Source organism: Kitasatospora sp. NPDC090091 (assembly GCF_044747365.1).
In the GTDB taxonomy this organism is placed as follows: domain Bacteria; phylum Actinomycetota; class Actinomycetes; order Streptomycetales; family Streptomycetaceae; genus Kitasatospora.
Genome location: NZ_JBIVDY010000028.1, coordinates 24,858 through 39,155, shown reverse-complemented (window position 1 = coordinate 39,155; position 14,298 = coordinate 24,858). Strand labels below are relative to the sequence as shown.

Sequence of the window (14,298 nt, the reverse complement as noted above, 5' to 3'; positions counted from 1 at the left end):
GGTGCCGGCCGGCATGGGAGACCGGACGCGCCCAGGAGGGCGGGGGTTGGCCTGTGCATGTGCTCTATGTGATCGACAGCGTGAGCAGGGTCGGCGGGGCCGAGCAGGGCCTGGTGGCGATGGCCCCCCAACTGGTGCGTGCCGGCGTGAAGCTGGACGTCGCGTACCTCAAGGACTCGCCCGGCGGGTTCCAGCCCGAGCTGACCGCGGCCGGGGCCGACGTCTTCGGAGTGGGCCGGGCCACCCGGGGCCGCTCCGCCGCCGCGCTGCACCGGCTGGTCCGCGAGCGCCGGCCGGACCTCGTGCACACCACGCTCTACGAGTCGGACGTGCTCGGCCGGGCGGCCGCGCTCTCGGCGCGCACCCCGGTGGTCTCCAGCCTGGTCAACTCGGCGTACGGGCCGGAGCACCTGAACGCCCGCGGGCTCAGCCCGTGGAAGGTGCGGGCGGCGCAGGCGGTGGACGCCGCCACGGCACAGGGCACCCGCCGGTTCCACGCGCTGACCCGCTACGTGGCGGGGGCGATGGCGCAGCGGCTGCGGGTGCCGCGGGAGCGGATCGACGTCGTGCCGCGCGGGCGCGACCCGGAGCTGTTGGGCACCGTCACCCCGGACCGGCGGGCGGCGGTGCGGGCGGCGCTGGACCTGCCGCAGGACGCCCCGGTGGTGCTCGCGGCCGCGCGCCAGCAGTACCAGAAGGGCCTGGACGTGCTGCTGGAGGCCTGGCCGGCGGTGCTGCGCGCCGAGCCGGAGGCGGTGCTGCTGCTGGCCGGCAGCGAGGGCGGCGAGACGCCGCGGCTGGCCGCGCTCGCCGGGGCCGCCGGCAGGGTGCGCTTCCTGGGGCCGCGCGACGACGTGTTCGACCTGATGGCCGCCTCCGACGCGTTCGCCGTGCCGTCCCGCTGGGAGGGGCTGGGCAGTGCGGCGATGGAGGCGATGGGCGTCGGCGTGCCGCTGGTCTGCGCGGACGTGCCGGCGCTGCGCGAGACGGTGGGGTCGGAGGACTACGCCCGGCTGGTGCCGCCGGAGCGGCCGGCCGAGCTGGCGGCGGCGCTCACCGACACCCTGGACGACCGCGCGTCGGCGCGGGTCCGGGCGAAGGCGGCGCGGGCCCGCTTCCTGACCGCGTTCACCCTGCACCAGGTGTCGGCGCAGATGGTCGAGTTCTACGAGCGCTCGCTGCGGCTGCGCGCGGTCTGACGGGATCCGGCCACCTGCGAACAGTTCGTCGGGAATCGGCCGGTCCCAGTATCGCCAAAGCGGTTGCGCCGCACGTCGCGGCTCGGCAAGCATCGCAGGGGGACCGGCGGGGGCGGCGGGCCGAGCACGGGCCTGCTCCGGGACGCCGGACGCGGGGCTACGGGGGTAGCGCAATCGTCAGGGGGGCGAGTTGCACCGGCCGAGGGATTCCACCGCGCCGCGGATCCGGCACAGGTAGCAGCACCCGGACCGCCGCGCTCCCGAACGGGCCGCCCCCGGGCGGGAGTTCCACAGCACCACCGCACCACGAACGCGAGGGGATCCAACCGGTGGAACCGGCAAACCACTTCACCGTCCTGCGGCGGTACTGGCGGCTGCTCGTCGGCTGCACGCTCGCCGCGCTCGTCGTCGGCTGGCTGCTGACCCCCGCCGGTGACACGGTGGACAACGCCAAATGGAAGTGCAAGGTCGCCATCACGCCGGTCGCGGGGGCCGGCGACACGGTGCGGGCCGACCAGGTGCTCTCGTACGCCCAGGGCGCGGACGTCGCGACGGCGGCGGCCCAACAGCTCGGCATCGCCGACGTCGCCGCGGTGATCGCCCGCCGGACGGTGACGGCCGACAGCGCGCAGATGCTGTCGATAGCGACGATCGGCCCCACCCAGCAGTCCTGTTCCGACCTGGCGGCCGCGTACTCGGCCGCGATCATCAAGGGCTTCGGCGAGGAGTCCGCGAAGAGCGCCGCCGAGACGATCAAGAAGCTGCAGGCCCAGGCGGACGCCCAGCAGAAGGCGCTCGACGACATCCAGCAGCAGTTCAACCGCTCCTCGGCCGGCGACCAGCCCAAGCTGCAGCCGAAGCTGACCGCCGCGTCCACCTCGCTGACCTCGACGCTCACCGCGATCAGCAAGCTGCAGAACGGCGCGCAGACCGACGCCATCCAGCAGTGGGGCAGCATCGACGCCCGGCAGAGCGCCGGGAACCTGCTCTCCTCCCCCAGCCGGAGCGTGCGCCTCGGCCTGGCCGTGTCGCTCGGCCTCGCCCTCGGGGTGGTGGCGGCGCTGATGCTCAGCCGGATGGACACCCGGCTGCGCACCCGCAACCCGGTCGAGGAGGCGTTCAACCTCCCGGTCATCGGCGAGGTGCCCCAACTCTCGCGTCGGCTGCGGCGGTTGCGCGAGCCGCTGGTGCGGGCCCGGCCCTCCGACCCGGCCGCGGAGGCGTACCGCTCGCTGCGCTCCACGCTGCTGCTCACCGGCCCGGACGCGCTCGCGCTGCCGGTCCAGGCGCACACCGCGTGGGATCCGGCCGAGGCGCTCTCGCGCCGGCTGGCCAACCCCGCGCCGGTGGTGCTGGTCGCCTCCGGCAGCAGCGGAGACGGCCGGACCACCACGGTCGCCAACCTGGCCGCCGCCCTGGCCGAGACGGGGCGCGAAGTCCTGGTGCTGGACTGCGACTTCCGCCACCCGCAGCTCCACTCCCACCTCGGCGTGGGCGGCGGGCCGGGCATGGCCGAGCTGCTCAGCGGCGAGCAGCTCGGCGAGCTGGACGAACTGATCCGGCCGACCAACGTGGAGGGCGTCTCGCTGATCACCGGCGGGAACACCACCGCGTACCCGGCCGCGCTGGTGCTGCGCGCCGCCGAGGTGCTGCGCCGGGCCCGCCGGTACGCGGACGTGATCCTGGTCGACACCTCCCCGCTGCTGCACGCCAACGACGCGTTCGACCTGGTCCAGCACGCGGACGCGGTGCTGGTGACCGTGCGCAGCGGCAATGTGACCCCGGAACAGGCCGACCGGGTCGCCGAGTTGCTCTGCCGCACCGGTGTGCCGGTGGCCGGGGTGGCGCTGCTCGGCACCGTCGGGCCGGCCGGACGGCGGCGGCGCACCGCGGCGGGCGGCGGCCCGTCGGCCCCGGCCGCCCGTTCGGCCCAGCCCGCGCTGCCGCGGGCGGCGGAGCGGCCGGCCGAGCGCGGAGCGGAGCGGACCGCCGAGCGGGCCGCCGAACGGGCCGCCGAACGGGCGGCCGGGCAGCGGCCGGCGCCCAGCTGGGCCCGGCGCGGCCCCGCCGCGGCCCTCGACGCCGGGGCGGACGGCTCCCGGGCCGGCGCCGCCGAGCCGTACGGCCGGCACCCGGACGACCGCCACCACCCGGACGACCCCGCCCCGTCCGGGCCGGCCAAGGGCGCCGCGGGCGTCAACGGCCGGGGCCGCGCCCAGGGCCCGGCCGGGGACGGCGAGCACGGCGGGCCGGCCCTGCTGCGCGAGGCGGAGGAGCGGTGAGCGCACGGATCAGGGTGCTCTGGCTGGCCAAGGGCCTCGGCCGCGGCGGCGCCGAACAGCTGCTGCTCAACTGCGCCCGCCACGCCGACACTTCACGCTACGAGATCGAGGTCGCGTACGTCCTGCCGTGGAAGGACGCGCTCGCCCCGGCACTCACCGAGGCCGGGGTGCGGGTGCACTGCCTCGGCGCCCCGGGCGGCGGTGCCGCCACCGGTACGCCCGGCCGGGCCGACCCGCGCTGGCCGCTGCGGCTGCGCCGGCTGCTCGCCGCGCGCCGCTACGGCCTGGTGCACACCCACATGCCGGTCCCGGCCGCCGCCGCCCGGCTGCTGGCCCCCACCGCCGGCTCGCCCCGCCTGGTGCACACCGAGCACAACGTCTGGGACCGCTACCGCACGGCCACCCGCTGGGCCAACGCGCTCACCTACCGGCGCAACGATGCGGTGATCGCCGTCTCGCACGCCGTCGAGCGGGGTATCCCGGCCGCCCGGCGCCGCCCGGGCGCCTGGGTCACCGTGGTGCACCACGGGCCGGACCTCTCCGGCGCCCCCGAGGGGCCGGCCGCCCGCGCCGACGCCCGGACCGAACTCGGCCTGCCGCAGGACGCGTTGGTGGTCGGCACGGTCGGCAACCTGACGCCGAAGAAGGACCAGTTCACCCTGCTCGCCGCGCACGCCGAACTTCACCGCCACCACCCCGGCGCCCGCCTGGTGCTGATCGGATCCGGGCCGCTGGAGGGGCAATTGCGCACCCGCGCGGCCGAACTGGGCGTCGCCGACAGCGTGCTGTTCGCCGGCTCGCGCTCCGACGTGCCCGCGCTGCTGCCCGGCCTGGACGTCTTCACCCTGAGCTCCCGTCAGGAGGGGCTGCCGGTCGCCCTGATGGAGGCGATGACCAGCGGCCTGCCGTCCGTGGTCACCCGGGTCGGCGGCATGCCGGAGGTGCTGGACGACGGCGAGCAGGGCCTGCTCGTCCCGCCGGGCGACCCGGCCGCCCTGGCCGCGGCCCTCGGCCGGCTGGCCGGCGACCCGCCGCTGCGGGAGCGCCTCGGCGCGGCGGCCCGGGAACGCGCCGAGCGCTTCGACGTGGCCGGCGCGCAGCGGGCCGTCGAGGCGGTGTACGAGCAGGTCCTGCGGCGCTGAGGCCCGCTCCCCGCAGCCACCGAAGGCCCCTACCACCGAGAAGAGTGCGAGTCCGGACGTGAGTGCCCTGCCCGCCACAGCCGAGCTGACCTTCCGCCCGCTCGCGGAGCCCGACCTCCCGGCCGTCCTCGACCTGCTGACCGCCTCCCTGGCGGGCGGCCCGACCGGCACCCGCACCGCCGAGTTCTTCCGCTGGAAGCACCGGCTGAACCCGTTCGGCGCCAGCCCCGGCCTGCTCGCCGAGACCCCGGACGGGCGGCTCGCCGGCGTCCGGCTCTTCCTGCGCTGGCAGTGGCACGAGGGCGCCACCGGCCGCACCGTCACCGCCGTCCGGCCGGTGGACACCGCCACCCACCCGGACTTCCAGGGCCGCGGCGTCTTCCGTCGGCTCACCCTCGATCTGCTCGAACAGGTCGGCGATCAGGCCGAGTTGGTGTTCAACACACCCAACGGCAACAGTCTGCCGGGATACCGGAAGATGGGCTGGCAGGAGCTCGGGCAGGTCCCGGTGGCGCTGCGCCCGGTCCGCCCGACCGCGTTCGCCCGCGGGGTGCGCGCCGCGCTGGCCCGCCGGCCGGCCGGCCCCGCCGCCCCGCCCGACTGCCGACTCCCCGTCGCCGAGGACTGGTTCGAGGAGCGGTCGGCGGACGGCCCGCTGGCCGAGCTGCTGCGCGAGCGCATCGCCGCCGACGCCGCCGACCCGCGCCTGGCCGTCCGCCGCACCCCGGAGTTCCTGCGCTGGCGCTACGGGCGCGCCCCCGGCCTGGACTACCGGGTGCTCACCTGCCACCGCGGCGGCGAGCTCACCGGCCTGGCCGTCGGCCGGCCCCGACGGCGCGGCCCGCTGGCCGAGTTCACCCTCGCCGACGTGCTGGTCCGCCCCGGCGACCGGGACAGCGCCGCGCGGCTGCTGCGCTCCGCCGCCCGCGAGTCCGGCTGCGACCACGTCGCCACCCACCTCTCCCCCGGCACCGAGGCCGCCGCGGCCGCGCTGCGGGCCGGCTACCTGCGCGCCCCGCGTACGGGGATGACGCTGGCCGCCCGCACCCCGGCCGGACCGACCCGACGGACCCTGGCCGACTGGCGGTTCGCCCTCGGCGACCTGGAGGTCTTCTGATGCCCTGGCCGGCCCCGGCGGCCCGGGCCGCCGCGACCCGGGTGCCGTGGCCCTCCGCCGTTGCGGCCGCGCTGGTCACGGGCTACGTCGCGCTCTTCGTCGTGGCGATGGTGCACACCTCGTACGACACCTGGGGCGCGCTGCTGATCCTGCCGGTGCTGATGGGGATCGGCACCCCGATCCTGGCCCGGATCGCCGCCGCCAACCCGGAGCGGGACGTCTTCCGGCTGCTGTTGCTGGCCATGACGGCCAAGCTGCTCTGCGCCTTCCCCCGCTACCTGATGGCCTTCGTGCTGTACGGCGGCGCCGCCGACTCCAAGATGTACCACCAGAAGGGCAGCGAGCTGGCCGCCTACCTGGACCAGGCCGACCTGTTCGGCGGGATCCAGTACGACCTCGGGATGAAGGTCGCCGGCACCGGCTTCATCATCGTCGTCACCGGCGTGGTCTACGCGATCACCGGCCCGTCGCTGATCGGCGGCTTCCTGGTCTTCTCCTGGCTGGGCTTCTGGGGGCTGCTGCTGTTCTGGCGGGCGCTGCAGATCGCCTTCCCGGAGGCGGACACCCGCAAGTACGCCAAGCTGGTGTTCTTCCTGCCCTCGCTGCTGTTCTGGCCGTCCAGCATCGGCAAGGACGCCTGGATGATGTTCTGCCTGGGCCTGACCACCTACGGCACCGCGCGGCTGCTGGACCGCCGGTTCGGGGCGTTCGCCTGCATCGCCCTCGGCTCGCTCGGCACCGCGATGGTCCGCCCGCACGTCACCGCCCTCGCCGGGGCCGGGCTGATGGTCGCGTACGTGCTGCGCAAGCGGCCGCAACAGGCGAGCGCGCTCGGGCCGCTTCGGACAATCCTGACCGCCGTGGTGCTGGGCGCGATGGCGGTGCTGATGCTGCAGCAGGTCTCCACCTTCTTCGGCACCGACGGCACCGGCGGCGACGCCGTCAACCAGGTGCTCTCGGAGACCTCGCGGCGCACCAGCCAGGGCAGCTCGATGATCAACGCGACCGCACCCGAGGACACCGCGCCCAAGTTCAGCCTCAATCCGGCGGGTCTGCCGGTCGCCGTGGTCAGCGTGCTGTTCCGGCCGTTCCCGTTCGAGGCCTCCAACATCCAGAACCTGATCCAGTCGGTGGAGTGCTTCGCGCTGCTGGTGATGTTCATCCGCGGCTGGCCCCGGCTGAGCCGGCTGCCCCGGCTCTTCGTGCAGCGCTCGTACGTCGCCTTCACCGCCGTGTACACGCTGCTGTTCTGCTGGGCGTTCTCGACCATCAACAACATGGGCATCCTGTCCCGCGAACGGGTCCAGGTGCTGCCGCTGGTGCTGGTCCTGCTGGTCGTGCCGGCCGCCTCCGCCACCCGGGGGCCGGCCAAGCGCCGGCCGCCACCGGTCTGGCGGGTCGCGCCGGGCCAGTGGCGGGAGCGGCGACCGGCCGGCCCGCCGCCGGCCGGCCCACCTGCGTACGCCGCACCGCCGGAAGCCTCACCGCCGGGCGCCGCACCGCAGTACGCCGAGCTGCCCTGCGCCTCACCACCGCATACCGAACGGCCTTACGCCGCACCGCCGTTCACCTCGCCCTCGCCGTCTCCGAGCCACTCCGAATCCCAGTCACCGTCCCAGGGGGGATCGACCGCGCCATGACCACCGACACCCACACCCTGCCCGCAGCCCTCGGCGGAACGCCCGCCTTCCCCGACGGACTCCCGCTCACCCGGGTGCGCGTCCCCGACCGCGCCGCGCTGCTGGAGCGGCTCGGCACCGTGCTCGACAGCGGGCAGCTCACCAACGGCCGGACCGTCGCCGAACTGGAGGAGGCCGCCGCCAAGCTGCTCGACGTGCCGTTCGTGGTGGCCGTCTCCAACTGCACCGCCGGCCTGATGCTGGTGCTGCAGGCCGCCGGGGTCGGCGAGGGCCGGCCGGTGGTGATGCCCGGATTCACCTTCTCCGCCACCGCCCACGCCGCCCACTGGGCCGGCGGCACCCCGCTGTTCGCCGAGGCCCGCGAGCAGGACGTCACCCTCGACCCCGAGGACGCCGCCGCCAAGCTCGCCGCCGCGGACCGCCCGGCCGCCCTGATGGCCACCCACGTCTACGGCACGCCCTGCCAGGTCGAGCGGCTGCAGGAGGTTGCCGACGCGGCCGGCGTCCCGCTGGTGTACGACTCCGCGCACGGCTTCGGCAGCGTCCGCCGCGGGGTGCCGGTCGGCAACTTCGGCTACGCCGAGGTGTTCTCGATGAGCCCGACCAAGGTCGCGGTGGCCGGCGAGGGCGGTCTGGTCGCCACCCGCGACGCCGAGCTCGCCCAGCGGCTGCGGCACGCCCGCGACTACGGCAACCCGGGCGACTACGACACGCTCTTCCCCGGCCTCAACGCCCGGATGAGCGAGCTCCACGCCGCCACCGGCCTCAACTGGCTGGCCGACCTGCCCGAGCGGGTGGCCCACCGGGGGGCCCTCGCCGCCGAGTTCGCCGCCGCCACGGCCGGCCTGCCCGGCCTGCGGCTCGCCCTGCCGGAGGAGGGCGACACCTCGACCTTCAAGGACCTCACGCTGCTGCTGGACGCCGGCGCCTTCGGGCTCTCGGCGCCCCAACTCGCCGACGCCCTGCGGGCCGAGGGCATCGACTCGCGCCGCTACTTCCACCCGCCGGTGCACCGCCAGCGCGCCTACGCCCACCTCGGCCAGGCCGAGGCGCTGCCCCGCACCGACCGGCTCGCCGCCTCCGTGCTGACCGTGCCGCTCTGGTCCCAGATGGACGCCGCCACCGTGCGCCGGATCGCCGACGCGGTGGTCCGGATCCAGCCGTACGCGGAGCGCCTGCGCGACGCCTGATCCGGCCGGCGCCGGTTACGCGGTTCGGGTGAACGCCGGTTGGACCGCGGGCGCACCCGGTCGGCAGGATGTCCGGCCGGGGCCCGCGGCCTCGTCCCACCCTCCCCCCGTACGGATTTGGAGTCACCCGGTGCTCAAGGGATTCCGCAGCTTCCTGCTGCGCGGCAACGTCGTCGACCTGGCCGTCGGCATCGTCATCGGCGCGGCCTTCACCGCCGTCGTCACCGGGTTCGTCTCGGCCTTCCTCACCCCGCTCGTCGGCGTGGCCACCGGCGCCGTCGGCGACTTCACCCAGAAGACCTTCGACGTCGCCGGCACCCGCTTCCCGTACGGGGTCTTCGTCAACGCCCTGATCAGCTTCGTGCTGGTGGCCGCGGTCATCTACTTCGTCGTGGTGGTCCCGGTGGGCAGGCTGCAGGCGAAGCTGGAGGGCGCCAAGCCCGCCCCGGTGGCCAAGGCGGACTGCCCCGAGTGCCTCAGCAAGATCCCGGCGGCGGCGCTGCGCTGCTCCTTCTGCACCTCCGAGGTGGCCGGCCGGCCGGGCTTCCCCACCCAGGCCGCGCCGACCCAGCCGCTGCCCACCCGCTGAGGCCCGCTCAGCCCCGGCGAGGCACGTCGAGCCGCGCCGAGCGGCTCCCCTCCCCCGGCCCGGCACACCGCTGACCTCGGGTTCCGCACTCCGGCGCACCGCCCGGCCGGACCTCGCGGCCGAACCTCACGCGGACCATATCCCCGAAACATTCACGAGCTCCCGCCGGACCGCAGGCGGGGGCTCGAATGCGCCAGCGCACGCCCCGACCGCAGAAGTTTCTTCGGCAGTACCCCAACCGTCCACCAGGCCTTCACCGAGCGGGCCTTCGCGGACGCCGCCCGAGCCCCGTTCGAGGGCACATGCCCCTCCCGGGCTGGCCGGAAGTCGACGCCAGAATGTCCGTTCTTCCTACTTTCGAAGCTTTTGTTCGAGCGAAGACTGTGTAAACACTCGAACTGCTCGGCCTCCCACTCTCCTCAGCAGGCGCATTGTGGGCTTACCGTATGCCCCATGACCTCGCCCCGCTCCTACGACGGAGTCGGCTACCCCTCTCCGTCCTTCTCCTCCGGCACGCCCATCTACGACAGCCTCGTCGCAGAGCGCGGTGTCCCGCAGATCGCACCCATCAACGTGCCGGCCGCCCTGCCGCCGGCGCTGTCCTCCGGTTACGGATCCGGCCTCGGCCAGTCCTACGACAACCGGTACGGCACCGGGTACGACACCCCCGGCAGCAACCTCCCCGCGCTGCCCCCCGCCCGCCTCGCCCTGGGCCCCGGCCCGAGCAGCGGCCCCTCCGCCGGCCCCGCCACGGCCTACGTCCCGGTGCAGCCCGCGCCGGCGTACGCCGCAGCGCCCCAGCCGCCCGTCCCCGGCTACGGCGGCCCCCAGCCGTACGTGCCCGGCCAGCGCCCGCAGGCCCCCGCCCCCGGCTTCTCCCAGGCCACCGGCGGCGGCGCCTACCAGCCCAGCGGCGGCCAGAGCTTCGGCGGCCAGAACACCTTCGTCGGCGCCGGCCAGGGCGGCCCGCAGTCCTTCGGCGCCCAGCCGCTCGGCGGCCCCGCCGGGTTCGGCGGCCAGCCGCAGCCGGGTGGCCAGCCGCAGGGCGGCCCGCAGAGCTTCGGCGGCCAGCAGTCCTTCGCCGGCGGCCCCGGCGCGGGCGGCCCCGGCTTCGCGGGCCCGTCCGGCGACCAGAGCTTCGGCGGCGCCCCGCTCCGCCCGGCCGTCTCCCCGGTCGCGCCGCTCCGCCCGATGCAGCCGCAGCGGCCCGGCCCCTACGGCGAGCCGCAGTTCCAGCAGGCCTACCAGCCCCAGGGCCAGGGCTACTGAGCGAACCGCCACCTCCGGGCCGGCCCCACCCGGCCCGAACCCGCACCACCTGAGCACCACCCGGCGCCCCCGCGCCGGGCGTACGGAGAAACGGGTCATCCACGGACCGCCCGGACCGCCACCCCACGGCGTCCGGGCGGTCCGTGCGCGTACGGGCCCCCGCCCACCGGGCCGGGCGAGGCCCGCGATCACCCGGCAGGGGTGCCGGTCACCCCTCCTGTACTGGCAGGATGGGGGAATGCTGCTCACCGGACTCCACGTCTACCCCGTCAAGTCCATGTACCGCCTGAGCCCCGAGAGCGCCCGCGTCGAACCGTGGGGCCTCGCCGGAGACCGCCGGTGGATGCTCGCCGACGCGTCCGGACGCTTCGTCAGCCAGCGCGAGAACGCCGCCCTCGGCCAGATCCGCACCGAACTCGCCGCCGACGGCACACTGCTGCTCACCGCCCCCGGCGGTTCCCGGATCGAGGTCCCGGCCCCTTCCGTCGCCGCCGGCGACCCGCTGGCCGACGTCGAGGTCTGGGGCACCCGCTTCCGCGCCGCCGAGGCGGCCAAGGAGGCCCACCTCTGGATCGCCGAACACCTCGGCGACTACCGGCTGGTGCACCTGGACGACCCGCGCGCCCGCCCGGTCGACCCGGAGTTCAGCGCCCCCGGCGACACCGTCTCGATGGCCGACGGGTTCCCGCTGCTGCTCGCCACCACCGCCTCGCTGGACACGCTCAACACGCTGATCGCCCAGGCGGACCCGGACGGCCACGAGACCCTCCCGATGGAGCGGTTCCGCCCCAACGTGGTGGTCGGCGGCGCCGAGGCCTGGGCCGAGGACGGCTGGCGCCGGATCCGGATCGGCGAGCTGACCTTCAAGGTGGTCAAGCCCTGCGGCCGCTGCGTGGTCACCACCACCGACCAGGAGACCGGCGAGCGCCGCGGTCCCGAACCGCTGCGCACCCTGGCAAAGCACCACCGGCTGCTGAAGAAGGCCGCGTTCGGGCAGAACCTGATCCCCGAGCGCCCCGCCGGCGTCGAGGGCGACGCGCTCGGCACGCTGCGGATCGGCGACGAGGTCGAGGTGCTGGAGGACGGGGCGAACTGGCCGGAGAACGCGCTCGTCTGACGCCCGCCGGGCGGAGGGCGTGCCTGCCCACCTGCCGGCCTGCCCACCTGCCCCACCTGCCCGTCTGCCGGTGTCACATCGGGCGTTCCGGAACCGGAACTGTGCGCGCTCGTTGAAACATGTGGTGAAGCGGAAACGGTCCCCGGCCCACCCGGCGCCGGGGCGACCGGACCACCCCCGCGGGCGCGCTACGGTGGGCGGACGGCCGGTGCGCCCCCGCGCGTACCGACCGTTGATCGCCGGCTCGACGAAGGTGGGGACGACAGACCGTCATGGCTGAGCACAGGGTCCGGGTCACCCAGGACAGCGCATCCCGCTGGCGGCGCCGCGCCGGCGAGTACGACACGCTCGCGGAGGCCCTCGCGGCCGCCGAACCGGGCGACACCGTCACCGTCCGCCCCGGCACCTTCCGGGAGAACGTCGTCCTGGACAAGCCGGTCACGATCGTCCCCGCCCAGGGCCCCGGCTCCGTCCGGATCGATCCGCCGAGCGGCGTGCCGCTGACCGTCACGGCCGCCGCGACCGTCCGCGACCTGGTGATCGAGGGCAGCGACAGCTCCGTCCCGGCCGTGCTGGTCACCGGCCCCGACGCGCGGCCCGCGCTCAGCGGCTGCCGGGTCGAGACCCGATCGGCCACCGGCGTCGAGGTCACCGGCGGCGCACGGCCCACCCTGCGCGGCTGCATGGTCGCCAACCCGGCCGGCCTCGGCCTGCGGCTGCGCGGCGAGGGCACCGCGGCCGTGTTCGAGGACTGCGAGGTGGCCGCCGCCGGCCAGGCCGGGATCGCCGTCCTCGGCGGTGCGACCGCCGCACTGGACCGCTGCAAGGTCCACCACGCGTCCGGCGCCGGCGTGCTGCTCACCGACCCGGGCAGCGCCGCCGAACTGACCGGCTGCGAGATCTACGAGATCCGCGGCAGCGGTGTGCAGGCCGAGGCGCAGGCCGGCGGACGGCTCGTCGACTGCGAGATCCACCGCGTCACCGGCAACGGCCTGACCCTGGACGGCGAGGCCGAACTCGTGCTGACCGGCTGCCGGGTGCACGACCTGCCGGAGAACGGCGCCGACCTGCGCGGCCGGGCCCGGCTCACCCTGTCCAACAGCACCGTGCGGGACTTCGGCCGCGGCGCGCTCTCGGTCTGGGACCAGGGCACCGAGGCCGTCGCCGAGTCCTGCGAACTGCACGGCTCCAGCGGGGAGTACCCGGCGCTCTGGGTCAGCGACGGCGCCCGGCTCACCCTGACCGACTGCTCGCTGCACGACCTGCCGGACGCGCTCTTCGTCCTGGACCGGGACTCCTCCGCGACCGCCGACGGCTGCTCGTTCAGCCGGATCCGCAGCTCGGCCGTCTCGGTCAGCAGCGGCGCCGGCGTGACGCTCACCGGCTGCCGGGTGCAGGAGGCCGGCACCGGGCTCTGGTTCCGCGACCACGGCAGCGGCGGCCTGCTCACCGACTGCGAGATCTCCGACGTGGCCACCGGCGTCATCGTCACCAAGGGCGCCGACCCCGTCCTGCGCGACTGCACCGTCCGGGCCAGCTCGGACGCCGGCGTCTACGTCTCGGCGCAGGGCCGGGGCACCTTCGAGGACTGCCGGGTCTCGCACGGCAAGGGCTTCGGCTTCCACATCATCGACGGCTGCCGGACGGTGCTCACCCGCTGCCGGGCCGAGCAGAACGGGCGGGCCGGCTTCGAGTTCTCCGAACCGGGCCCGGTGGTGGAGGGCTGCACCTCCGACGACGTCGCGCCGGCCGCGGCCGCCGAGGTGCCCGCCCCGCGGGGCGTCCCGCCGCTCGGCGCGGCCCAGCCGTTGACCGCCACGACGCTCGCGTCCTCCGTCGCGGGCGGGGCGGCGGGCACGGCCGCGATCGGCCCGATCCCGGACTGCCGGCCCGCCGAGGAGGCGCTGGCCGAGCTGGACGCGCTGGTCGGCCTGGCCACCGTGAAGCAGGAGGTCCGGACGCTGATCGACCTGATCTCGGTCGGCCGCCGCCGGCGCCAGGCCGGGCTCAAGGCGCCCTCGCTCCGCCGCCACCTGGTCTTCACCGGCGCCCCCGGCACCGGGAAGACGACGGTGGCCCGGCTCTACGGCGAGATCCTGGCCTCGCTCGGGGTGCTCCAGCGCGGCCACCTGGTCGAGGTGGCCCGGGTCGACCTGGTCGGCGAGCACATCGGCTCCACCGCGATCCGCACCGCCGCCGCCTTCGACCGGGCCCGCGGCGGCGTGCTGTTCATCGACGAGGCGTACGCGCTGGCGCCCGAGGACGGCGCCCGCGACTTCGGCCGGGAGGCGATCGACACGCTGGTCAAGCTGATGGAGGACCACCGGGACGAGGTGGTCGTCATCGTGGCCGGCTACACCGCCGAGATGGAGCGCTTCCTGTCGGCCAACCCGGGTGTGTCGTCGCGGTTCTCCCGGACCATCACCTTCCCCGACTACTCCGCGGACGAGCTGCTGGAGATCGCCCGCGCGCAGTGCGCCGAGCACGAGTACGCGTTGTCCGAGGCCACCGAAGGCGCGCTGCTGGACCACTTCGCGACGCTGGAGCGCGGCCCCAGCTTCGGCAACGGGCGCACCGCGCGGCAGGTTTTCGAGACCATGGTCGAGCGCCATGCCATGCGCGTCGCCCAGCTCGCCGACCCGTCCACCGAGGAACTCCAGCTGCTCGTACCGGCCGACCTGCCGACAGCCCGTCTCCCCTGATCCCCGTGGCGGAGGGGAGCCCTTCGCCCCGGGTGCCTCCCGGCGCCGGGG

General features: G+C 75.5%; 10 protein-coding genes. All 10 read left to right on the top strand.

Going from position 1 to position 14,298, the window contains the following annotated elements:
* The first annotated feature begins 80 nt into the window (after positions 1–80).
* Positions 81–1,199, top strand: coding sequence for a glycosyltransferase family 4 protein (locus tag ACIPSC_RS33995; protein ID WP_400832074.1), 1,119 nt, complete (start codon positions 81–83; stop codon positions 1,197–1,199).
* Between the two features lie 329 nt (positions 1,200–1,528).
* A complete protein-coding gene (locus tag ACIPSC_RS33990) occupies positions 1,529–3,481 on the top strand; it encodes a P-loop NTPase (RefSeq protein WP_400832072.1) in 1,953 nt (650 codons plus the stop codon).
* The gene (locus ACIPSC_RS33985) at positions 3,478–4,623 is read left to right on the top strand and encodes a glycosyltransferase (RefSeq protein WP_400832069.1); all 1,146 of its coding nucleotides are present in this window, start codon (positions 3,478–3,480) and stop codon (positions 4,621–4,623) included. Before ACIPSC_RS33990 ends, ACIPSC_RS33985 begins: the two co-directional genes overlap by 4 nt.
* A gap of 58 nt (positions 4,624–4,681) precedes the next feature.
* A complete protein-coding gene (locus ACIPSC_RS33980) occupies positions 4,682–5,740 on the top strand; it encodes a GNAT family N-acetyltransferase (RefSeq protein WP_400832067.1) in 1,059 nt (352 codons plus the stop codon).
* On the top strand, positions 5,740–7,380 hold the full coding sequence (locus ACIPSC_RS33975) for a hypothetical protein (RefSeq protein ID WP_400832065.1): 1,641 nt from the start codon (positions 5,740–5,742) through the stop codon (positions 7,378–7,380). The genes ACIPSC_RS33980 and ACIPSC_RS33975 overlap by 1 nt, the downstream gene beginning before the upstream one ends.
* Complete coding sequence (locus tag ACIPSC_RS33970; protein ID WP_400832063.1) at positions 7,377–8,570, top strand: DegT/DnrJ/EryC1/StrS family aminotransferase; 1,194 nt, start codon at positions 7,377–7,379, stop codon at positions 8,568–8,570. Before ACIPSC_RS33975 ends, ACIPSC_RS33970 begins: the two co-directional genes overlap by 4 nt.
* Positions 8,571–8,700: 130 nt before the next feature.
* Entirely contained in the window at positions 8,701–9,159 is a 459-nt protein-coding gene (gene mscL / locus ACIPSC_RS33965) for a large conductance mechanosensitive channel protein MscL (RefSeq protein WP_400832061.1), read from the top strand.
* Between the two features lie 453 nt (positions 9,160–9,612).
* Entirely contained in the window at positions 9,613–10,428 is an 816-nt protein-coding gene (locus ACIPSC_RS33960) for a DUF6643 family protein (RefSeq protein ID WP_400832059.1), read from the top strand.
* Between the two features lie 238 nt (positions 10,429–10,666).
* A complete protein-coding gene (locus ACIPSC_RS33955; RefSeq protein WP_400832057.1) occupies positions 10,667–11,545 on the top strand; it encodes an MOSC domain-containing protein in 879 nt (292 codons plus the stop codon).
* A gap of 272 nt (positions 11,546–11,817) precedes the next feature.
* Positions 11,818–14,247, top strand: coding sequence for a right-handed parallel beta-helix repeat-containing protein (locus tag ACIPSC_RS33950; protein WP_400832055.1), 2,430 nt, complete (start codon positions 11,818–11,820; stop codon positions 14,245–14,247).
* Positions 14,248–14,298 lie beyond the last annotated feature (51 nt).